The 22330-nt window shown below is 62.8% G+C and carries 19 protein-coding genes and 1 pseudogene; 12 read left to right on the top strand and 8 right to left on the bottom strand.

All coding sequences use genetic code 11. From position 1 onward, the window contains the following. The first annotated feature begins 202 nt into the window (after positions 1–202). The 3 genes from AC1DYO_RS16635 (at position 203) to AC1DYO_RS16625 (ending at position 2826) form a co-directional block, all read left to right on the top strand. Positions 203–1000, top strand: coding sequence for an N-formylglutamate amidohydrolase (locus AC1DYO_RS16635; RefSeq protein ID WP_477264978.1), 798 nt, complete (start codon positions 203–205; stop codon positions 998–1000). Positions 1001–1012: 12 nt separating this feature from the next. Continuing rightward, entirely contained in the window at positions 1013–1321 is a 309-nt protein-coding gene (locus AC1DYO_RS16630; protein ID WP_477264976.1) for a DUF1244 domain-containing protein, read from the top strand. 329 nt (positions 1322–1650) lie between these two features. Then, on the top strand, positions 1651–2826 hold the full coding sequence (locus tag AC1DYO_RS16625) for an MFS transporter (RefSeq protein ID WP_477264974.1): 1176 nt from the start codon (positions 1651–1653) through the stop codon (positions 2824–2826). Here AC1DYO_RS16625 and AC1DYO_RS16620 read toward each other — a convergent pair. After that, the gene (locus AC1DYO_RS16620) at positions 2790–3698 is read right to left on the bottom strand and encodes a LysR family transcriptional regulator (protein WP_477264972.1); all 909 of its coding nucleotides are present in this window, start codon (positions 3696–3698) and stop codon (positions 2790–2792) included. The two genes, AC1DYO_RS16625 and AC1DYO_RS16620, sit on opposite strands and share 37 nt — an antisense overlap. Before the next feature lie 96 nt (positions 3699–3794). On the opposite strand from AC1DYO_RS16620, the gene AC1DYO_RS16615 reads away from it, so the two are divergent. The 7 genes from AC1DYO_RS16615 (at position 3795) to AC1DYO_RS16585 (ending at position 10289) form a co-directional block, all read left to right on the top strand. Beyond that, positions 3795–4751, top strand: a complete 957-nt coding sequence (locus tag AC1DYO_RS16615) for an SDR family oxidoreductase (protein WP_477264970.1) — start codon at positions 3795–3797, stop codon at positions 4749–4751. A gap of 110 nt (positions 4752–4861) precedes the next feature. Continuing rightward, complete coding sequence (locus AC1DYO_RS16610) at positions 4862–5722, top strand: FAD binding domain-containing protein (RefSeq protein WP_477264968.1); 861 nt, start codon at positions 4862–4864, stop codon at positions 5720–5722. After that, a complete protein-coding gene (locus AC1DYO_RS16605) occupies positions 5722–6198 on the top strand; it encodes a (2Fe-2S)-binding protein (RefSeq protein WP_477264966.1) in 477 nt (158 codons plus the stop codon). The genes AC1DYO_RS16610 and AC1DYO_RS16605 overlap by 1 nt, the downstream gene beginning before the upstream one ends. 3 nt (positions 6199–6201) lie before the next feature. Beyond that, positions 6202–8466 carry a xanthine dehydrogenase family protein molybdopterin-binding subunit gene (locus tag AC1DYO_RS16600; RefSeq protein ID WP_477264965.1) on the top strand — a complete coding sequence of 755 codons (2265 nt, stop codon included), beginning with the start codon at positions 6202–6204 and terminating at the stop codon, positions 8464–8466. Next, a complete protein-coding gene (locus AC1DYO_RS16595; RefSeq protein WP_477264963.1) occupies positions 8466–8711 on the top strand; it encodes a MoaD/ThiS family protein in 246 nt (81 codons plus the stop codon). The genes AC1DYO_RS16600 and AC1DYO_RS16595 overlap by 1 nt, the downstream gene beginning before the upstream one ends. A 366-nt stretch (positions 8712–9077) precedes the next feature. Beyond that, on the top strand, positions 9078–9749 hold the full coding sequence (locus tag AC1DYO_RS16590; RefSeq protein ID WP_477264961.1) for an ankyrin repeat domain-containing protein: 672 nt from the start codon (positions 9078–9080) through the stop codon (positions 9747–9749). 27 nt (positions 9750–9776) lie between these two features. Further along, a complete protein-coding gene (locus tag AC1DYO_RS16585; protein ID WP_352540684.1) occupies positions 9777–10289 on the top strand; it encodes a YHS domain-containing (seleno)protein in 513 nt (170 codons plus the stop codon). 42 nt (positions 10290–10331) lie between these two features. Here the strand turns inward: AC1DYO_RS16585 and AC1DYO_RS16580 are convergent, their stop codons facing one another. From AC1DYO_RS16580 to AC1DYO_RS16565, 4 genes are all read right to left on the bottom strand, one after another. Continuing rightward, positions 10332–12521 carry an adenylate/guanylate cyclase domain-containing protein gene (locus AC1DYO_RS16580; protein WP_477264958.1) on the bottom strand — a complete coding sequence of 730 codons (2190 nt, stop codon included), beginning with the start codon at positions 12519–12521 and terminating at the stop codon, positions 10332–10334. Positions 12522–12888: 367 nt separating this feature from the next. Continuing rightward, entirely contained in the window at positions 12889–13176 is a 288-nt protein-coding gene (locus AC1DYO_RS16575) for a hypothetical protein (RefSeq protein ID WP_477264956.1), read from the bottom strand. 114 nt (positions 13177–13290) lie between these two features. After that, positions 13291–13599: an EthD family reductase gene (locus tag AC1DYO_RS16570; protein WP_477264954.1), complete on the bottom strand. Its 309-nt coding sequence runs from the start codon at positions 13597–13599 to the stop codon at positions 13291–13293. Positions 13600–13711: 112 nt separating this feature from the next. Next, positions 13712–14593 (bottom strand): metal-dependent phosphohydrolase, encoded by an 882-nt coding sequence (locus AC1DYO_RS16565; RefSeq protein ID WP_477264952.1) that lies wholly within the window; start codon positions 14591–14593, stop codon positions 13712–13714. A 294-nt stretch (positions 14594–14887) separates the two neighbouring features. Between AC1DYO_RS16565 and AC1DYO_RS16560 the strand changes: the two genes are divergently transcribed. Together AC1DYO_RS16560 and AC1DYO_RS16555 are read left to right on the top strand one after the other, a co-directional pair. After that, positions 14888–15955 (top strand): cyclic nucleotide-gated potassium channel, encoded by a 1068-nt coding sequence (locus AC1DYO_RS16560; RefSeq protein WP_477264950.1) that lies wholly within the window; start codon positions 14888–14890, stop codon positions 15953–15955. A 96-nt stretch (positions 15956–16051) separates the two neighbouring features. Beyond that, on the top strand, positions 16052–17926 hold the full coding sequence (locus tag AC1DYO_RS16555) for a TPR end-of-group domain-containing protein (RefSeq protein ID WP_477264948.1): 1875 nt from the start codon (positions 16052–16054) through the stop codon (positions 17924–17926). Positions 17927–18089: 163 nt separating this feature from the next. Here AC1DYO_RS16555 and AC1DYO_RS16550 read toward each other — a convergent pair. The 3 genes and pseudogenes from AC1DYO_RS16550 to AC1DYO_RS16540 all read right to left on the bottom strand — a co-directional run bounded on the left by AC1DYO_RS16550 (position 18090) and on the right by AC1DYO_RS16540 (position 22318). Further along, positions 18090–18519: pseudogene (locus AC1DYO_RS16550) on the bottom strand (DOPA 4,5-dioxygenase family protein). Positions 18520–18879: 360 nt separating this feature from the next. Next, the gene (locus AC1DYO_RS16545) at positions 18880–19035 is read right to left on the bottom strand and encodes a DUF3309 domain-containing protein (protein WP_477265092.1); all 156 of its coding nucleotides are present in this window, start codon (positions 19033–19035) and stop codon (positions 18880–18882) included. A 112-nt stretch (positions 19036–19147) separates the two neighbouring features. Beyond that, entirely contained in the window at positions 19148–22318 is a 3171-nt protein-coding gene (locus tag AC1DYO_RS16540; protein WP_477264946.1) for an efflux RND transporter permease subunit, read from the bottom strand. Between the last annotated feature and the right edge of the window lie 12 nt (positions 22319–22330).

Raw genomic sequence — 22330 nt, 5'->3', positions numbered from 1 at the left:
TTTTCGGAAAAGTCCGGGCGCATGTCAACGCGCCGTTCTGTCCAATTCCAATCGATTTAGAAAGGCCCCCGACACACAATCTGCCGCGCGTGACCGGATTTTCGTAGAAACCGTGGCCAAACAACGGCATTGCGCCAGCGTCCTCTTCGTGGAATGACGATACCACCCTCCCCGGAAGCCCGCGAACAGACCTTTTCAGCCAATGACCCGATCCACAGTTTTCGCGCCTTTCGATATTGTCGAAGGCGACCGCAAGCGCGGCATCGTGCTGATCGCCGACCATGCCCGCCGCGACCTGCCGGAGGAGTATGGCAGCCTCGGCTTGCCGGCGGCCGAGCTGGAGCGCCACATCGCCTACGACATCGGCGTCGAAACGGTGACGCGCGAACTGGCGGCGTCGCTCGACGCGCCGGCGGTGATCGCCAATTTTTCGCGTTTGCTGATCGACGCAAATCGCGGCGAGGACGACCCGACACTGATCCGCCAGCTCTATGACGGCACCGTCGTGCCGGGAAATTATCCTATGGCGCCGAATGAACGCGAAAGGCGGCTGGACGGTTTCTACCGACCCTATCACGACGCCGTCGGCGCAATGATCGCCTCGGTGGCGCAGGCCTCGGGCAAAGCGCCTTTCATCTTCTCCGTGCATTCCTTCACCCCGGTCATGCAAGGCGTTGCGCGGCCTTGGCATGTCGGCATCCTTTGGGACCTCGACGACCGCGTGGCGCGGCCGCTGATCGACATGCTGGCCGAGGATAAAGACCTCATCGTCGGCGACAACGAACCCTATGACGGCGCGTTGCGCGGCGACACCATGTTCAAGCATGCCATCGTCAACGGCTTTGCCCATGCGCTGATCGAGATCCGCCAGGACCTGATCGCGGACAGCAAGGGCGCGCTGGCCTGGGCCGAACGGCTGGCGCCGATCGTTGACGCCATCGATCGTCGTGCCGATATACATCAGGTGAAGATGTTCGGCTCGCGCACCGGGCCGATGTAGGGACCCAAGAAAATGACCGAACTCAGCGACGAACAGAAACGCGATTTCGAGGCCGCCGCCTTCCGCCGGCTGGTCGACCATCTGCGCGAACGCAGCGATGTGCAGAACATCGATCTGATGAACCTCGCCGGCTTCTGCCGCAACTGCCTGTCGAACTGGTACCGCGAGGCGGCCGAGGCCGAGGGCGTCGGCCTCGGCAAGGACCAGTCGCGCGAAATCGTCTATGGCATGCCCTATGCGCAATGGCAGGCACTGAACCAGACCGAGGCTTCGGATGCCAAGAAGGCCGAGTTCGAGGCGAGGCGGCCGAGGGATCATTGAACTAGCGGCGCGATTCACAGGATCAACGTCGGCGGGACAGCGCCCCCCTCTGTCCTGCCGGACATCTCCCCCACTTGGGGGGAGATTGGCTGTCACGACGGTTTTCGCCAATCGCCAGCGTTGCAGCACATGCGGAGCGACAAAGCTGCTGATCTCCCCCCTTGTGGGGGAGATGTCCGGCAGGACAGAGGGGGGCGCGAAGGATCTCTGCCGAACGGTTTATCGTAGCCCTTCGATGTGGCCCACAAGCTTTCACAGCCAGGTGCTTGACTGAGAATTGAATCGATCTAATTTGCCGTTCAAAGCCATTTTTTGACCGGATTCGAACCATGAATGCGCAAAACACGATGCAGAGCGCCATTCGCGGGCGATGGGCCGTAGCAGCGATATTCCTCGCCAACGGTTTCCTGACCGGCAGCTGGGCGCCGCAGATTCCGGTGTTCCTGACCCGGCTCGATATCTCGAAATTCACGCTCGGCCTGCTGATCCTTTTGTTCGGCGTCGGCGCCGTCGCGGCCATGAGCTGGTGCGGCCATTTGATCTCCAGGCACGGCTCACGCACAGTGCTGCGCTGGTTCGGCCTGTGCGGCAGCCTCGGCTTGCTGGTCGTGGCGCTGGCGCCCAACGTGCCGCTGGCGGCGATTGCCATGATCATCTTCGGCGGCTCGATCGGCGGCATGGATGTCGCCATGAATGCCAATGCCGTGGTGGTGGAAAGAAGGCTGTCCCGCGCCATCATGTCGTCGTCGCACGGCTTCTGGAGCCTTGGCGGTTTCGCCGGCGGCGGTTTGGGCGGTTACGCCATCCAGACTTATGGCCACCTCGCCCATGCGGCTGTCGTCACGGTCATCGCTTTTGCAGTTATGGCCATAGCGGTCGGCTACCTCATCGCCGAGGACAAGCCGCAGGCCGCCGAGCATCACAAATTTACGCTGCCGGCCAATCCGCTGGTCTATCTGGTCGGGCTGATGGCGCTGCTGACGATGATTTCCGAAGGCGCCGTGCTCGACTGGGCAGCGCTTTATCTGAGGCAGGAACTCGGCGCCGATCTCGCCATTGCCGGCCTCGCCTATGCCGCCTTCTCCGGCGTCATGGCGGTCATGCGCTTCTTCGGCGACGGCGTGCGCAACCGCTTCGGCGCGGTGGCGACGCTGCGCGGCTCTGCCATTGTCGCCGCCGCCGGCATGTTGGTTGCCGGACTGTCGCCCTCGCCCTGGATCGCTATCGCGGCCTTCGCTCTTTGCGGCTTCGGCATCGCCAACATGGTGCCGATCATCTTCTCGGCCGGCGGCAACCAGGAAGGCATGTCATCTGGCACCGGCATGAGCGTCGTCACCACCATGGGCTATTCCGGCATATTGGTGGCGCCGTCGGCGATCGGCTTCGTTGCCGAGCATTTGAGCTTCGGGCCGATCTTCGTAGCCATGTCGGCGCTGCTGATCGTCGTGCTGTTGATGGCCGGGCTCGCTCACCGCGCCGAATTCGCGGCCGCACCGGCGGAATAGCGCTTCAGCTCCTCATAAAGAAAATCCGCGACGCGGCGGATGCGCACGCTGGTGCGCACGTCACGATGCATCGCCAGCCACACCGGCAGGCTGGGCAATGGCATTCCGGGCAGCAGTTTTTCCAGCAATGGATCGCTGTCGGCCAGCGGCTCCTGGCCGAGACCGATGCCGTTTCCCGCCCGCAGCGCCTCCCACAGAACGATCTGGTTGTCGGTCCTGAAGCGGAAGCTGCCGCGGGTGACGGGGATGCCGAACTGGGTAAAGCCGCGGATCATCTCGTCGCTGCGGTCGAAGCCGATCAACGGGTGATCGACCAGGTCGGCGGGCTTGAGCGGACGGCCGTGCCGGTCGAGATAGGATTTGGCCGCGCAGCAGCAGAGCGCAATATCGCAGACCTTGCGCGCCATCAGTTCGTTCTGCGCCGGCTTGACCATGCGGATAGCGATGTCTGCATCCCGTCGTAGCAGGTTCTCGACCTGGTTCGAGGCAACGATCTCGACCTCGATGCCGGGCTCCTCGATGCCGAGCCGCGCCGTCATCTTCGGCAGCACATAGGCGGCCACCACCTCGCTGGCGGCAATGCGCACCGTGCCTTCGATGGCCTCGACCGAGCCCAGCGCCAGCAGCGAAAAGGCGCTCGCCTGCTCGCTCACCGCCTTGCCGCGCTCGAACAGCGTGGCGCCGGCTTCCGTCAGCGCATAGCCGCGCCGCCGGCGCCGGAACAGCGTGACGCCGAGCGCCTGTTCGAGCTCGCCAATATGACGCCCAAGCGTCGGCTGGCTGGCCGACAGCTTTCGTGCGGCAGCCGAGAGGCTACCGGTTTCCGCAACGGTGACGAAGCTTTTGATCAGGTTCCAGTCAATCTCATTCATTCATTTGTGAATATCAAAACTGCAGCCGTAGTCAATTTTCATTCGCATATGGAGGCATCATATTCGAGCTGCAAACACCAAACACGGAGAAGAACAATGACCAAGATCGCAATTCTGGGTGCCAATGGCCGGCTCGGCCGCGTGGTTGGCAAGGCCTTCATCGACGCCGGCTTCGACGTCCGCGCCATCACCCGCAGCGGCAAGGTGCCGGCTGAACTGATGGGCGCCACCGCAGTCGCTGGCGATGCGCTCGACCGCGAGGCGCTGATCCGCGCCACGCAAGGCGTCGACATCATCTTCAACGGCCTCAACCCTATCTACACCGACTGGGGCAAATGCCTGCCGATGGCCGAAAACGTCATGGCCGCCTGCCATGCCAATGGCGCGCTGCATCTCTTCCCCGGCACTGTCTATAATTACGGCTCGCCGATGCCGCAGGTCGTCACCGAGGACACGCCGTTCCGTCCGACCACCGAGAAAGGTCGCATACGCTGCGCCATGGAAGCGCTGTTTCGCGCAGAGGCGGACGCCGGCCATGTCCGCACCATCATTTTGCGGGCCGGCGATTTCTTCGGCGGCACCGGCAGCGGATCGTGGTTCGACCTGGTCGTCGCCGCCAAGATGAGCAAGGGCGTCTACACCGCGCCCGGCCCGGCCAACCTCGTGCATGAATGGGCCTACCTGCCGGACTTCGCCGTGGCCTTCGTCGGCCTGGCGCGCAATCAGGGCAAGCTCGGCTTTTACGAAGCGCTCAACTTCCCCGGCCACGCCGTCACCGACATGGACATCAAGGCCGCTGCCGAAAAGGCGCTGGGCCGTCCCCTGAAACTGACCTTCATGCCCTGGTGGGTGCTGCGCGCCGGTAGCCCGTTCGTGGCAATGTGGCGCGAAATCGTCTCGATGTCCTATCTGCGCTTCGAACCGCACCGGCTCGTGTCCGACCGGCTGGAAGGCATCATCGGCGAAGTCCCGCACACCCCGCTGGACGAGGCCGTAGCCGAGGCGCTGAAGGACATCGGCATCAGCCTCGGCCGTGCAAAAGTCGCGGCCTGAGGCAAACTCCATCCGCCCCTGGCCCAATCGCTGGAAACGAGCAACCGGATGGTCTTTATAAGGTGATTGTTTATAACGGTCGGCGAGATCACCATCACCAAGGGGAGACGATGCGTTACATACGTCCGCTTTCAATCGAAGATGCCGTTGGCCTGCTGGCCGGCGCTTCCGGCACATCAGCCATTCTTGCTGGGGGCAGTGACCTCCTCGTTCGGATGAAGGGCGGTTTTGTCGAGCCCGACCTGATCGTCGACATCAAGGCGATCGAGGGCTTGAGCGAGATCAGGGAGACGGCCGACGGCTTCAGCATTGGCGCCACCGTCCCATGCGCCGTCCTGGGCGAGAGCTCGGTTCTGAAGAACGCATGGCCCGGCGTTGTCGAGGCGGCGAAGCTGATCGGCTCGAAGCAGGTCCAGGGGCGCTGCACCATAACCGGCAATCTGTGCAACGCCTCGCCGGCCGCCGACAGCGTCCCGGCTTTGGTGGCCGCCGGCGCCAAGGCAGTGGTTGCCGGTCCCTCGGGCAGGCGCACCATTCCCGTGGGGGCCGTGCCGATCGGGCCAGGCAAGACGTCGCTCACCAAGGGCGAGATCATCGAGGCCATCCTGCTCGACAGCCAAGCGCCGCGTTCGGGCGATGCCTATCTGCGCTTTATTCCACGCACCGAGATGGATATCGCGGTGGTCAGTGCCGGCGTGAACCTGACGCTCGACGAGCATGGCGTCATCACAGCCGCCCGCGTCGCGCTGGGTGCGGCAGCACCGACCGTGCTTCTCGTGGAAGAAGCAGCCGAGGCCCTTATCGGCAGGAAGCTGGATGAAGCAGCGCTTGAGCGGCTTGCCAAGGTCTGCGCTGGGGCCTGCCGCCCCATTGACGACAAGCGGGGCACCATCGAGTTCAGACGAAAAGTTGCGGGCGTGCTGGCCAGACGTGCCGCGACGACCGCCTATTCACGTGCAGGAGGCAAATGATGGCCGGTGTAGCAGTTTCAACGACAATCAACGGCGATCACGTCGAATACCTTTGTCAGCCCGACGAGACCCTGCTCGACGTCCTGCGCGACCGGCTCGGGTTGACCGGCGCCAAGGAAGGCTGCGGCACCGGCGACTGCGGCGCCTGCAGCATCATCCTGGACAACCGGCTGGTGTGCTCGTGCCTGGTGCTCGGCGCGGAAGCCGAGGGCCGGCATATCGAAACAGTCGAGGGCATGGCGCAGGGCGATCAATTGCATCCGCTGCAGCAGAAATTCCTTGAGCACGCAGCCCTCCAATGCGGCATCTGTACGCCGGGCTTCCTGATCGCGGCCAAGGACCTTCTGGCCAAGAACCCCGATCCGACTGAAGAAGAAATCCGCTTTGGGCTGGCCGGCAACCTCTGCCGCTGCACCGGCTACGACAAGATCGTGCGCGCGGTGCAGGACGCCGCCAATGTGATGAAGGGAGCGTAGGCCATGAATTTCGATCCACGCTTTTCGGGCCGCAAATTCTCATCCGTCGGCACGCGTCCAATCCGCCCCGACGGCGTCGACAAGGTGACGGGACGTGCGCGCTACGGCGCCGACTTCAACATGGCGGGACAACTGGTCGGGCGTGTTCTGAGAAGCCCGCACGCCCACGCTATCATCAGGAAGATCGATACCTCGAAAGCGGAAAAGCTCCCCGGCGTGAAAGCCGTGATCACCGCCGCCGACCTGCCGGACCTTACCGATGGCGATGCCGGGATGTACGACATCCTCGACAACTGCATGGCGCGCACCAAGGCGCTCTATGACGGCCATGCCGTGGCTGCGGTCGCCGCTGTCGATGCCCGCACGGCAAGGCAGGCGCTGAAGCTCATCGAGGTCGACTACGAGCTGTTGCCGCATGTCACCGATGTCGACGAGGCGATGAAGCACACCGCCCCCTTGATCAACGACACTCTCTTCACCGAGGGCCTCGAGGAAAAGCCGGAAAAGCCTTCCAACGTCACCAAGCGTAGCCAGTTTGGCCATGGCGATGTCCACCAGGGTTTCGGCCACGCCGATTTCATCGTCGAGCGCTCCTTCAAGACCGAGCAGACGCATCAGGGCTATATCGAGCCGCATGCCTGCGTGGCGAGCGTCAGCTCCGACGGCACCGCCGATCTCTGGGTCTGCACGCAGGGGCATTTCGTCTACCGCCAGCACTGCGCGCAGTTGCTCGGCATGGAAGCCTCGAAGCTGCGTGTCACCTCATCGGAGATCGGCGGCGGCTTTGGCGGCAAGACCCATGTATGGGCCGAGCCGGTGGCGCTGGCGCTCTCGCGCAAGGCCGGCCGCCCGGTCAAGCTCGTCATGACACGCGATGAGGTGTTCCGCGCCTCGGGTCCGACCAGCGCCACCTCGATCGACGTGAAAATCGGCGCCCGCAAGGACGGCACCATCACTGCCGCGGAAGCGACGCTACGCTATTCCAGCGGACCCTATGCCGGCACCTGGGCCGAGATCGGCGCCATGACGGCGTTTGCCTGCTACAAGCTCGATAACGTCAAGACGGTCGGCTTCGAAGTGCTGGTCAATCGGCCGAAAACCGCGGCCTATCGCGCGCCCTCCGCACCGATGGCGGCGTTCGCGGTGGAAAGTGCTGTCGACGAGCTCGCAAAGGAAATCGGCATGGATCCGGTCGAGTTCCGCATCAAAAACGCCGCGCAGGAAGGCACCCGTTCGTCCTACGGCCCGGTCTACGGCCCGATCGGGATCGGCCCGACGCTGGAGGCGGCCAAGCACCATCCGCACATGAAAGCGCCGTTGGCCAAGAACCAGGGCCGCGGCATGGCCTGCGGCTTCTGGTTCAACTTCGGCGGCCAGACCTGCACCGACCTCAACATCGGCATGGACGGCTCGGTCTCGCTTGCCGTCGGCACCGTCGACGTCGGCGGTTCCCGTGCCTCGCTGTCGCTGGTGGCGGCGGAAGAGCTCGGCATTGCCTATGACCAGGTCAAGGCGATCGTCGCCGACACGTCTTCCCTCGGTTACAACGACATGACCGACGGCAGCCGCGGCACCTTCTCGTCCTCGATGGCGACCATCTCGGCCGCCCGCAACGCGATAAAGATCCTGCGCGACCGCGCCGCGCAGACGTGGGACATCCCCGTCGACGACGTGGTCTGGGAAAATGGCCACGCCATTGCCAAGGGCGAGAAATACGGCAACCTCGCGGCACTCTCGCTGAAGGAGATCGCGGCCGCCTCCGGAAAGACGGGCGGGCCGATCGCCGGCCACAGCGAGCTCGTCGCCGATGGCGCCGGCGTCTCCTTCGCCACCCACATATGTGACATCGAGGTCGATCCCGAGACCGGTGCTGCGCGCGTCGTGCGCTACACGGTGATCCAGGATGCCGGCAAGGCGGTGCACCCGACCTATGTCGAGGGCCAGTACCAGGGCGGTGCCGCGCAAGGCATCGGCTGGGCGCTCAACGAGGAGTACATCTACGGCAAGGATGGGCGTCTCCAGAACGCCGGCTTCCTCGACTACCGCATCCCGGTCTGCTCGGACTTGCCGATGATCGACACGCAGATCCTCGAGATCCCCAACCCCAACCACCCTTACGGGGTGCGCGGCGTCGGCGAAACCTCGATCGTGCCACCGCTGGCGGCGATCGCCAACGCCGTCTCGAACGCCGCCGGCGTGCGCATGACCCACATCCCGATGTCGCCGCCACGGATTCTCGCCGCCATCGAGGCGGAACGGGGAGGCTGATGGTCGAAGTCACGCTCTGGGGTGCGCTCGGCCAGCTCGCCGGCGGCCAGAGCAAGGTCGAGGTCGAGGCAAAGGACATAAGGGAACTGTTCAGGAAACTGGCTGAACAGTATCCCGCCATCGAGCCCTGGATCGAGAAGGGCATCGCGGTGGCCATCGACGGAACGATCTATCGCGATACCTGGTCGAAGGAATTGCCGCAGGGGGCGGAGATCTTTCTGCTGCCGAGGTTGGCTGGGGGGTAAGGGGAGGAGCTACCTCCGCATCGCCTAACATCAAGGCATTCGAACGTCGCGGATTGGGCCGGAAGCGGACTGGCGGCTTCAGGCTGCGAATCTTCAAGAGCGGACATTATGCTCGGCGTTAGCAGCGTCATGACCTGACCCAATCCGGACATTGCTATGGCGCATGGAAGCGGCGCGCGGACGCAATGCGCTGGGTTCAGAAGCAGAACCGGGCGAGGCTGCCTTTCCCATCTAGAGCAAAGAATCTCCTAGAGCGCATCGCCGATTACCCTTTGGTGTATGACGCAATCCATAGCCTCCGCGCGCGGAAAGGAGTAGACTGCCTCATAAATCGGTCTGCGAGCGAACGTCGCTGGGAGGTTTGTCGTGACCGTCACCAAGCGAATACGGTTGCCGATGGCCTCGCTGAGGGTCACGCCCCTCGGAATAGGCTCGGATCGGCTCGTCTGCATTGCTGCGCTCGTTGCGTGCATTTTCTGGCTCGGAATTGGCGTCGGTGCGGTGACGGCCGGGCCGCTCAACGACGCTGCTCGGGAGGGCGACGCCGGAAACGTTGCCGAACTCCTGGCACAAGGCGCGAATGTGAACGATCGCGACGAGAGCCGTCAGACCCCGCTGATCGATGCGGCGCTTGCCGGCAAGACCGAGGTCGCCATTGCGTTGATCGGGGCCAAGGCGGACATCGAAGCCCGCAACGATCGCGGCTTCACCGCGCTACATGCGGCAGCCTACTCAGGAAGCCTGGACATAGCAAAATTGCTGCTCGACCACGGGGCCGAGGTCGACGCGTTGAGCACGCACAAGATCACGCCGCTGCATGTGGCAGCAGAAGAGAACCAGACGGCCATCGCGGAGCTGTTGATCTCGCACGGCGCACGGGTCGAGGCAATCCAGGAATACGGGTACACGCCTCTCAGCCGCGCGACATTCTATCAGAGCACCGACGTGATGGTTTTGCTCAAGAAGCACGGCGCAAAATGCCAACCCAAGGAAACGATGGGGTCGTCGTACAAGGTGTGCATCGCCCTCGGCAACTGACATCGAGAAAGGCTACTGGAGGAGAACATGACAGAGAACCGTTCCAGAACGTTTGACAGTTTGCTTTGCGCGGGAGTAGCCGCCGCCTCCCTCCTCCTCTTCGGCACCGGTGGATCCCACGCCGGCGACGGAGTGAACACCGGATACTTCGGCAATGTCGCCATCCTGGGTTATGATCCGGTAGCATATTTCACCGACGGTCGCGCGACGATGGGTTCGCCCAAGATCTCGAGGAAGTGGCTCGGAGCAACGTGGTACTTCGCCAGCGTCCAACACCGGGATGCCTTTGTTTCCGAGCCGGTGCGCTATGCCCCTCAGTTCGGCGGCTTCTGCACCGGGGGAATGTCAGTTAAGGAGGCATCCGCGAACCTTGACCCGGAAGCCTTCCGCATCGTCAATGGCAAGCTCTTCCTGTTCTCCGGAAAGGAGGGCCTGGAGGAAGACTTCGATGCCAACCCGGCGCCTGTCATTGCGAAAGGGGAAGCCGAATGGCCCGCAGTGGAGGCGAAGGAATTCGAGGCTAGAGCGGCCGCCAACTAGCTCCGGCGCGATGTCGTGAGCCCGCAAGTTGAATGGCGCCCGTCACGGAGACACCGAGAAATACCAGACTGTGACGGAGTCCGGCCAAGCGTACTCGTCCTGCGTATCGCTGCTCCCTTGGGGATTGCGATAGACCGGGGCGCAGAACTTGCGGCCGAGCAAGGTCGCCGTGGATTGCGTGCAGAAGAGGTCGCCATCCACGCTGGACGTGCCGGTGATGATGCTGCTTTGCGAGCTCAGTGCGACATCTCCATTTGCACTCAGCTCCATGACGAAGGCTGCGCCATTGTGTTGATGTCCTACCCATGTCCGATCGCCCGTTAGGGCTCGGATCGCGGCGGCACCCAGGCGGTCCTCCTCCCGCCCGCGAAAATCGAAGCTCCGCTCGGGAATCCCCGCGGCGCGAAGGGCGCCCAGCCGGTGATCGAGGTCCTCTTGCCGCCGATGGTGGGCGTAAACGACACGATAACCAGCGAGGTTCTGTTCGGGTATCTCTTTCAGGATTGCTGCAGCCGCATCGTGCGCCTCGGCCATGCGGCCAAGCCGCGCATTTGCCATGGCCAGCGTTTCGAGACCAAGGTCGCTGCGCTCTCCCGGCTGGACCTTGCTCAGCGCCTGCAAAGCCTTCTCGTACTGATGGTTCATGTAGAGCACGAAGCCGTAATAGTCGAAGACCTGAGCGCGCGGCTTGGGATCGAGCCGCAACACGCGTTCCATCGCTGCCAGCGCCTCCAGGTTCTGTCCTGCGTAGGTCAGCACGATCGCCCGATTGAGCTCCGCCTCCGCGCCATTCGGGTCCAGCGCGACGGCTTTCTGGACCGACGCGATCGCCTGGTCCCATTCGCCGTCCAGCATCTGCAGGATGCCGAGCACGGCATAGGCGCGCGCAGATTGCGGATTGAGCTCCAGCGCCCGCCCTGCCGCTTCGTAGGAGCGCTGGCGAGCGACGGCGCTGAGCATGAGCACCTGGTAGTCGAAGCCGAGCACGTCCACCGTGGCGCGGGCATAGCCCGAGTAAGCATCTGCAAACGTAGGATCGAGCTTGATCGCCTTTTGATACAGGGACAGGGTCTCTCCGAGAGACCTGTTGTCGACCACATAAACCTTCTGCTCGGCTCGGGTGTAGAAATCGTATGCCTCCAGGCTTCGCGTGGGGAGGCGAGCAATCTGCGCTCGTTCGCCTTCCGTCAGACGCACCGAAAGTGCCTCAACGATACGCCCGATCACTTCGTCTTGAAGTGCAAATATCCTGGAGTAGTCGCGGTCGTATCGCTCGGCCCAGATGTTGCTCCCCGTTTGGGCATCGATGAGCTGGACATTGATGCGGACTAGATCTTCCTCCCGCCGGACGCTGCCCTCGACCACGTAACGGACGTTCAACTGCGCCGCGATCTCGTCGACGTCGAGGGATCGATCCTTGAAGGAGAACGCGGAGTTGCGCGCGATGACGAGGAGCCCCGAGATCTTCGAGAGATCGGTGATGAGATCGTCTGCGAGCCCTTCCGCAAAATAATCCTGGCCTGCCTTCTCGCTAAGATCCGTAAACGGCAGCACGGCGATGGAGGGCTTGCCGACCGACGAACCGACCGGGGTGGAACCGTGACCGGGCAGCAGGGCAATCGCTTGCGGCCAGAGAATCACCGCAATCCCCGCTATCAGAGCCAGAACGAGCACCGTGGCGCCGATCACAGGCCATCGCCGAGAGCGCGACTTATTGGCTCCTGCGGTCTGTTCCAGCAGAACCCGATAGGCGCGGACCCGCTCTGGAATGTTCTTGAGACGCTGTTCGCCGAGAGACTTGAAGGTCAGGCCGAGCTTGTTGTGAGCCTGATCGTAGGCCGTTCCCGAGATGACGATGCCGCCAGGATCGCTCAGTCCTTCCAGCCGGGCCGCGATGTTGACGCCGTCGCCGTAGAAGTCGTCCTTGTCGGGGATCACATCACCAAGGTTGATCCCGATGCGGAACACGAGCTGGGTATCTTCGGGAAGACCGAGGTTCTGCTGCGCGGCGACCCGTTGGATTTCGACGGCGCAGGCTACCGCATCGACGACGCTCTCGAACGCGACCAGAGCACCGTCGCCCATGAGCTTGACGATGCGGCCATGGTACCCCTCGATCGACGGTTCGATGAATTCGCGCCGGAGCGCCTTGAGCCGCGAGAGGGTGCCCGTCTCGTCCAGCCCCATCAGCCGGCTGTACCCCACCACGTCGGCGGCGAGGATAGCGACCAACTTCCGTTCCAGATGTTGAGCCTGTTCCACTGCGTAGAATTATAAGGAAAGCCCAACGACAAGACCATACACACTGGCCCTACGAGAGCTAGCAGCAAACAGTCCCTTCTCCGATGAGGCACGTTACAAAATCGGCTGCGAGCGTTCGCCTTGAATTCCGAAAAGGTGATGTTCGACGGAATGTCGGCTCCTGGCGCAACCGCGACCTCCGTCATGGTCACCCGCGACGTCTGCTTCCGGGCGCGGCAAGGTTTGCCTCTATGGCCGACATTGGGCGCAAAGCGGTCGGTCGTCCGCCTGAGCCTAACCTGCAAGCAATTGCGATTTCCGAGGCCGATCCCGCATTGCCGAATGCCTCGCCCAGCCATCACGCCCCCAGCGTCGGCTCCATATTCACCTCCAGCGCCTCTTCCGCCTCATCCTCCTCTCCAAGCACCTTCCCATGAACCGCCAGCGGTCGCCCGATCCAGATTGGGTCGTCCAGATGGTCGCGTTTGGGGTTGGTGGTGTTGGGTGGATGCTCAGGCCACCATGGTTCAGCATCAGCCACGGAACGAGGTAGCGAAATCTCGGTCGCGAAGGAGACCTCTTGTCGTGCCAATTGGCAGGCGCAGGCGGAAACGTTCGCCGATGCGCAGGCGCAGCCATTCGGCATGCTGCCGCCCGGAAGTTGACGGTCTGCCTCAGCTCGTCAGAAAGCCGCCGTCCTGTTTTTCGGACGCTTTCACGCCACTGCGATAACGGACAAACCTCTTGAAGGGGGCGAGGCTCAGACTTCCCTGGTTTCGAAGAGCAAAAGCTCCACTCCGCCGTCTGCGAAATTGCCAAGGTCGGCCGCCGTGGACTGCCCCTCGGGAGAGGCAAACGCGGCTTGAATGTCCGCAACGGAATCGAAGTGGAGAATAGCCACCAGATGATAGCCTGAGGGTCCACCCGGGGAATGGACCCCACCATCGCTGACCTCGTATTTCCTCAAGCCGGGAATCGTTTTGGCCAGCGGAATGTGAGTCGAAAAATAGTATCGGTCGAATGCGGTCAGGTCTTTCGGCGTCTTGTAGAGTGCGACAAGTCTGGCCATACGTCCCCCTTTTTGAACCGACATCCTATTTGCGCAAAAGTGTACCCTTCAGCGAAGACGCGGGCAAATGGTGGCTCAGGCACCGACGAAAAAGGGAAACAATCCCCGGCTCTTAAGTCACCACCGAAAGGCTCGCCGGCTGCAACACGCCGGGGAACGGCCCGATCCTGGCCGGGCGATGTCCGGACTGGAAGAGGTTGCTGTGGAGGTTGGCGACCCACTGCTTGCCTTCGGTCGTCAGCTCCAGATAGCGGATCGCGTCGCCAATATAGGGCTCGACCTTCAGCGTGAAGAAATCGGTGAAGATGGCGCCGAGATCGGCGGCGGTCTTGCAGCCAAGCTTCTCCACCATCCCGGTCTCGGAGAACTCGGCAAACAGCGCCGGCAGCTTGCGGTGGTAGAAGGGATCGGCGAGCTGGCCAATCAGATCCGCGGCCCTGACCAGCGCCGGCTCGGTGTTGGTGGCCTGGTAGGCCGGATCGTCCGGTACGGGGAAGCGCGTCATCTCGATCGCCTCGATAATGCGCTTGTCGTTGATGATCTTCGAGGAAGCAAACCGTTGGCGCGCATAGATCTTGGCGCGCTCGATATGATAGGGCGCAAGCACAGCGTCGGAGGCGCCGCGCGGTGGCGTATGGCGGTCGCCGGCCTCGTTGATGACGAAGCTGTCGTCGGTGTCGCCCTGGCACACGCCGTGCACCATGCCAATGTCGTGGACCAGCAGCGCGCAGGTATAATGCAGCCAGTCATCGGGGGTCAGGGATTCCGAAAGCAGCCGGCCGCGGATGATCTGCTGGCCACAGAGCGTAACCATCAGCGTGTGCTCGATGTTGTGATAAAGCGCGTTCGAATTGCCGATGCGCTCCAGGACAAGGCGGGCCGCCCCGCCTATGTAGCTCGCATACTCTGGATTGCGATGCGAGAAATACTGGAGATAGAGTTCCGACAGATGGTCGCCGAGCCGGTCGGCCATGATGGAAATCGGATTGAGCATGACAATCGTTCCTGGCCAGTTTGAAGCACGACAAGTCGCGTGCGGCGGCCATCCTAGCACGGTTCCGGCGCGGATTTTATCTTGGGTCCGAAATCAGGCAGTTTGGCCAAGTCGGTATATCTCTGCCGAAAGCAGGACGGCTTTGTGTGGATCGGGCTCAAGTCAAGCGATGCTCGTCCGAAGCTGACTTTCGCGGAACCTGTTGCGATTGCACATCGCGGCGACAGTAAGCACCTTTACGCCTGCCTCGAAGGCATCCTAGTTTGGAGGATAGTAGCCGCTTGTGGGCATGAAATGTCGGTACTGCCTTTCCTGAGAATTTACGCGCCGCTCAACGCGGTGCTGGCTGCGCCTGGGCTTCTGGCGGTGGCCGCGCTCACGATGCCGAACATCTCCGGAGGAAGCAGACTGGCTCTGACTGCCGTGCTCGCGGTCATTTGGGGCGCCTATCTTCTGCAGATGGCCGAGACACTGCTCAAGCACTGGGCGGGAGACCTTCGGGACAGGACGCCGGCAATCGCCATCGATGTGCTCGCGGTTTTCGTTCCACTCGCCGCATTTCTGCTCGCCGGCACGCCCGACTGGAGCCTCTACTGTGCTGTCTGGCTGCTGAAACCGCTGCGCGACTCGACCTTCTTCCCGGTGCTGGGCAGGGTGCTGGCCAACGAAGCGCGCAACCTGATCGGCGTCACCACGCTCTTCGGTGTCGTTCTGTTCGGTGTCGCGCTCGCGGCCTATGTCATTGAGCGCGACATCCAACCGGAAAAGTTCGGCAGCATCCCCCAGGCAATGTGGTGGGCGGTGGTCACGCTGTCCACCACCGGCTATGGCGACGCCATTCCGCAAAGCTTCGCCGGCCGCGTCCTTGCCGGGGCGGTCATGATGTGTGGCATCGGCGTCTTCGCGCTCTGGGCCGGCATTCTTGCCTCCGGCTTCTATCAAGAAATCCGTCGCGAGGATTTCGTCCGCAATTGGCAATTGGTCGCCGGCGTGCCGTTGTTTCAGAAGCTCGGCCCGGCCGCGCTGGTCGAGATCGTGCGCGCCTTGAGACCTCGCACCTTGCCGGCGGGCGCCGTGATCTGCCGCAGTGGCGAGACCGGGGATCGGATGTTCTTCGTCGTGGAGGGGCAGGTCAGCGTCGCGACGCCGAACCCGGTGGAGCTTGGCCCTGGCGCCTTCTTCGGCGAGATGGCGCTGATCAGCGGCGCACCGCGTATGGCGACCGTCAGCGCCGCAACGGCGGTCTCACTCCTGTCGCTGCACGTGGTGGATTTCCAGATGCTGTGCAGCAGCAGCCCGGAGATCGCGGAAATCATCCGCAAGACCGCGCTCGAACGGCGCGGCGCGGCGCCGATGGCTTGACCGTCCTGCAGTCCCGGAGAAGCGAGCCGCCAGGACGGCGCTGCCCATTAGCGTTCGGATCGAATAGGATAGTTCCCGACTGAGGGGAACAAGGCTTTGTCCGAGCAGCAGGTCGAGCGACGTCTGGCCGCCATCTTGGCCGCGGATGTGGTGGGCTATAGCCGTCTCATGGAGGCCAATGAAGAGCGCACGCTGGGTGCGCTGCGCCAGCATCGTCGCGAGTTCTTCGATCCCACCATAGCCCAGCATGGTGGCCGCATCTTCAAGGTGATGGGGGACGGCTGTCTGGTCGAGTTCGGCAGCGTTCTCAACGCGGCGCGTTGCGCCGTTCAAATCCAGCGCGGCATGCCGGGGCGCAACGCGGGAATTCCCGAGGACCGGCACATAAAGTTCCGCATCGGTATCAATGTCGGCGACATCATCGTCGATGGCGAGGACTTCTACGGCGACGGTGTGAACATGGCCGCGCGTCTCGAGGGCCTTGCTGGGCCAGGCGGCATTGCGTGCTCAGAGGCGGTACGCAATCACGTCGGCAACAAGCTGGAACTTGAGTTCCTCGATCAAGGCGTGAAGAACGTCAAGAATATTGCCCAGTCGGTGCGTGTCTACTTCATCAATCTGAGACCACCCGACAGCGGCGTCGCTCCGGCAGCAGTTGGGGACGGTCACCTGCGTGAGCGATCCGACAAGCCGTCGGTGGCGGTTCTGCCCTTCGCGAACATGAGCAATGACCCCGAACAGGAGTTTTTCAGCGACGGCATCACCGAGGACATCATAACTGACCTGTCGAACGTTTCGGGGCTATTCGTGCTCGGGCGCAATACGGTCTTTACCTACAAGGGCAAGGCGGTGAACCTGGAGAAGACAGCGAAGGAGCTTGGCGTCGCCTATGTGGTCGAGGGTAGCGTTCGCCGAGCCGGGGATCGGGTAAGGATCAATGCCCAATTGATCGAAGGTGCCACCAGCGGCCATGTGTGGGCCGCTCGTTACGACCGTGAACTCACCGATATTTTCGCTATCCAGGATGAGATCACCAAAGCGATTGTGGATCAGCTCAAGGTCAAGCTCTTGCCGGATGAGAAGAAGGCAATCGAGCAAGCGCCGACCGACAATCTCGAAGCCTACACGCACTATCTAAGGGGTCGCCAGCTACTTCATGCGACGACGAAGTCCTCACTGATATTGGCTCGGCGGATGTTTGCGAGGGCGGCGGATCTGGATCCGCAATTCGCGCGCGCTTACGCGGGTATGGCGAATTGCGATTCGCGCCTCAAATCCAGGCATGGGGTGAAGGTTTCGGCCGACGATCTTCTGGCAACCACCGGCAAGGCCTTGGCGCTCGAGCCCAATCTGGCGGAAGCATATGCAGCAAGGGCATACGCCTTGATGATCGACAGCCACCCCGAGGCGGCGGCCGTCGCTTTCGAAAAGGCCCTTGCTCTGGATCCCAATTGCTACGAAGCCAGTCAGCTGTACGCCGAATTTTTCGTTACAAAGGGCGAGTTCGAGCAGGCTGCCGAGCACTACCTTCGTGCAATGGAGATTCGGCCTGATGACTATCAGGCGCCGCTTTTCCTAATTGGTGTCCTTCGGTCCCTCGGACGTCTAGGGGAGGCAGCAAAGTATGCGCGCCTCGGAGTGCAACGAGCCGAAGAGGCGCTTAGGCAGCATCCGGAAGACTCAAAGCCTGCGCAGCAGGGAGCCGTCGCGCTGGCATTTCTCGGAGAGCGTGATCGGGCAGAGGAATGGCTGGCGCGTGCTTTGGCTATCGATCCGGACGATAACCTCTGTCGCTACAATGCCGCCTGCACCTACTCGCAGCTTGGCGAAATCGATCGGGCCATCGAACTGCTGGAGATTTGCCTTCAGCAGTTTGGAACCGATATGAAGCTCTGGGTCAAAAATGATTCAGATCTCGATCCGATCCGCAATCACCCACTGTATCAAAAGCTGCTCGAACTCGCCGGATGACCCGGCGTCCGGTTGGCCGCAACCGCAGCAATACTGGTGCACGCTTACTACGGGTTCTCGATCGTTTTCGCTACGACCGATGAGGCACCTGCCGAGCGAGGTGCCGGGAATGTCACCCGTATGGAGAGATCGGGCCGTCGCCGCCTTACATTGCGAAGACGCCCTAAGCCCCCAGCGTCAGTTCGGTATTCACCTCCAGCGCCTCTTCCGCGTCATCCTCCTCACCCAGCACCTCGCCGTGCACCCCCAGCGGCCGACCGATCCAGATCGGGTCGACCAGATGGTCGCGCTTGGGGTTGGTGGTATTCGGGTGGATGAGGATGCTGAGGCCGCCATGGTTCAGCATCAGCCATGGAACCAGCGACGCGAAGATCTCGGTGGCGAAGGAGACCTGATACATGGCCTGTTCATGCGGGCCGACCGGCTCGTCGCGCCAATTTGCCCAGCCGCACGCGGAAACGTTCGCCGATGCGCAGGCGCAGCCATTCGGCATGCTGCCGCTCGGATTGTCCGTCGTAGTAAATATGAGCGTGATAGCTGGCGATCTCGGCAAGCGGCCTTGGTGCGCTTGGGCTGGCGGCGTCTGCGTTCACCTTGATGGCTCCTTCGAAGATTGTCGCGCGGGCAGCGTATACGCAAGGGAGCTGGGTGGCCAAGGGGCTATGGCGGGTGGTTGTGGTCGCAGGTCCTCGTCGCCGGGCAATCGCATACAGCAGCACCGGCCCCCACTCCGTCTCGGCTTCGCCGAGCCACCTCTACCCCCACTCCGTGGGGGAGAGGAAATGCTAACCGCCGAGGTCGCTGCCTTGAAAGGCTTGGCATTTCCTCTCCCCCATGGACATGGGGGAGAGGTGGCCGCGCAGCGGCCGGAGTGGGGGGCTGGCACTGCCGTATGCTATTGCCTGCACTTCATGGGGCGAGGAAACGCTGATCGCAGAGATCGCTGGTCCCAATCAAATCCTGCCCATCAGCAGCACCACCAGGACCACGCCGGCGATCCCTGAGGGGCCGTAGCCCCAGGAGCGCGAGTGCGGCCATGCCGGCACGGCGCCGATCAGGATGAGGATCAAGACAATGATGAGGATGGTGCTGACCGTCGTTAAGAAAATCCCCGCTTTCCAGCTTGTGTTCGGAGACGACGCTTTGCGTTGCTCCGGGGGACGATACAAAAGGCCGCCCGGTTGTTCCGGACGGCCTTTCTGTCTGACTGGTCGAATGCAGCTATTCCGCGGCTTTCGGGAAGGCGATTGCCGGTTCGTCGAGCGGACCCGGCGTCGGCCCTGTGGACGCATCAGGCTTCTTGTCGCGGCCGGATATCCTGCGGAAGAACGCGTAGAAGCGACTGTTCTTGCTGCGCGTGAAGATCATCAGCATGGACGGCGTCACCACCAGCGTCAGCAAGGTGGCGAAGGACAGGCCGAAGACGATCGCCGAGGACAGCGAAATCCACCATTGCGTCGACGGCGCGTTGATCGTCGTCTCGTGATGGAAGATTTCCAGCCCAAGACCGAAGGCGATCGGCAGCACGCCGAGGATGGCCGACACCGCCGTCAGCACCACCGGGCGGGCGCGCTCGCGGCATGTCTGCAGCACCGCCTCCATCTTGTCCCAGCCCTCTTCGCGCAGCCGGTCATAGGTGTCGATCAGCACGATGTTGTTGTTCACCACCACGCCGGCCAGCGCGATGACGCCAATGCCCGACATGACGATGCCGAACGCCTCGCCTGTCAGGAGCAGGCCAAGGAACACGCCGATCGTCGCCATGACCACGCAGGACAGCACCAGAAGCACGCTGGTGAACTTGTTGAACTGCATCAACAGCACCAGGAAGATCAGGAAGATCGCCGCGCCGAAGGCCTTGCCGAGGAAGGCGCTGGCTTCGGCGCTGTCCTCGTTGGAGCCTGCCAGCTTCCAGCGTATGCCGCTGTCGAGCTTCATGTCGGTGACCGCCTTGGTGACCTCCGCCTGCACCGCCGCAACCTGAGTGCCGGCGGCAACGTTGGCCTGGACGACCACGGTGCGCGCGCCGTCGATGCGGTTGAGGATGCCGACCGTCGGCTCGGGCTTGCGCACGACGAAATTCGAGATCGGCACCGAGCCTTGCGAGGTCTGCACCCTGAGCTCGTCGAGCGTCGACAGCGTGCGCCGGTCCTCGGGCAGGCGCAGCCTGATGTCGACGGCATCGTCGGCGCCGGCCGGCCGGTATTCCGACAGCTTCAAGCCGTTGGTCACCAATTGCACCACCGTGCCTACCGAAGTCGGGCTGATGCCGTATTGCGCGGCCTTGGCGCGGTCGACCTCGAGCGCCCAGTCGACGCCGGGCGGCGGCAGACCGTCGGAAATGTCGATGACGCCTGGCACCTTGGCAATGCGCGCCGCAACGGCGCGGGCCTGGTCGTCGAGCCCCTTGGGATCGATGGCCGAAAGCCGGAGCTGGATCGCCTTGCCGGTGGGCGGACCGGCTTCCGGCACGCGCACCTCGACATCGACGCCGGGAATGCCGGCCATGACGGCGCGCAATTGGTCAAGAATCTGGTTCGCCGATTTGCGCTCGCGCCAGTCGATGAATTCATACTGGATGACGCCGACGACATCTTCCGGCACATCCTGGCCGCCGCCTTGCGTCTTGCCGACGCGGGTGTAGACCGATTTGACGCCGGGCCAGCCGAGCAGCCGGTTTTCGGCGATCTTGGTTGCCGTATCCATTTCGGCCAGCGAGAGATTGCCGCGGGCGTGCACATAGAGCAGGCCGTAATCGGGCTCGACGCTCGGGAAGAACTCGACGCCGGCGCCATACTTCGAATAGGCGAAGCCGACGCCGGTCAAAAGCACGGTGGTGAGCACCAGCACTGTGATGGGGAAGCGCACCGCCTGCTTGACCAGCGCCATGTACCAGCCGTCGCGGTTGTCGTCCTCGTGATGCTCCGGCGCCTTGGCGAAGATCGCGCCCAGCGTCGGCGCGAACACCAGCGCATAGAGCATCGAGGCCGACAGCGTGACGATCAGCGTGATCGGCATGTACTTCATGAAGTCGCCGATAATGCCGGGCCAGAACAGCAGCGGCGAGAACGCCGCGATACGGGTCATCGTCGCGGCGATGACCGGACCGGCCATGCGCTTGGCGGCAAGCGTGAAGGCTTCCGCCTTCGGCATGCCTTCGCCCATGCGCCGTTCGGCGAATTCGGTGACGATGATGGCGTCGTCGACCAGCATGCCGACCGCCAGGATGAGGCTGAACAGCACGATCATGTTGATCGTGTAGCCCATCATCGCCAGCAACAGGATGCCGATCAGGAAGGATGACGGAATGGCAAGTCCGATCAGCAGCGAAGCACGGCCCGACAACGCATAGAGGATGACGATGAACACCAGGATGACGGCAATCATCACGTGGTTCTGCAGGTCGCCCAGCAACTGGTTGACGAAGACCGATTTGTCCTGCGTGTAGGTGATGTTCATGCCTTCCGGCATGGTCTTGACGTAGGCGTCGGATACTTCCCGCACCTTGGCCAGCGTGTCGATCAGATTGGCACCGATGCGCTTCTTGACTTCGATGGCGATGGCCGGCTTGCCGTTGAGGCGGGTGATCGTCTCGGCATCGGCGAAGGTCGAACGCACCGTGGCGATGTCCTTGGCCTGGACAACGGCATTGGGTCCGGCGACCACCGGCAGGGATGCCACATCCTCGGGCGTCTCGATCAGCGACGGCACCTTGACCGCGTATTTGCCTTCCGAACCCTCGATGTTGCCGGCGGCGACCAGGCTGTTGGAGGCGCCGACCGCGCCGATCAGCTGGTCAAGCTGCAGCCCGTAGGACGACAGCTTCATCGGGTCGATGACGACTTCGACGAGGTCGTCGCGCGACCCCTGCAGCGAGCCTTCGAGAACGCCGGGCACTTCTTCGATGCGGTCGCGCAATTCGCGCGCCGCAGCGGTCAGCACGCGCTCGGGCAGCTCGCCCGACAGCGTCACCACCAGCACCGGGAATTCGGAAATGTTGACTTCGGTGACGACAGGCTCTTCGGCCGCCTGCGGCAGGTCTGCCTTGCCGTCCTGCACCTTGGAGCGCGTATCCTGCAGCGCGGTCGCCAGATTGGTCTGCGGCTGGAACTCGACCAGCACATAGCCGCCGCCCTGGAAGGCGGCCGAGCGCATTTCCTTGAGGCCCTTCAGGCTCTTCAGCTTGCTTTCCATCGGCCGCAGCAGAAGGCGCTCGGAATCCTCAGGCGAAATGCCTTGATAGATCAGGCTGACATACATCATCGGAATCGGAACGTCGGGTTCCGCTTCCTTCGGCGTCGACTCATAGGCGACCCAGCCCGCCAGCAGCAGGAACACCAGGACCGAAATGGTCAGCCGGGCATTGTTGATCGCGAGTTTGACGATATCCATGGCAAACGCCTG

This window comes from Mesorhizobium sp. P2_F5, assembly GCF_056403715.1.
The sequence above is the reverse complement of the archived record's forward strand: the minus strand, read 5'-3'. Positions and strand labels throughout refer to the sequence as shown.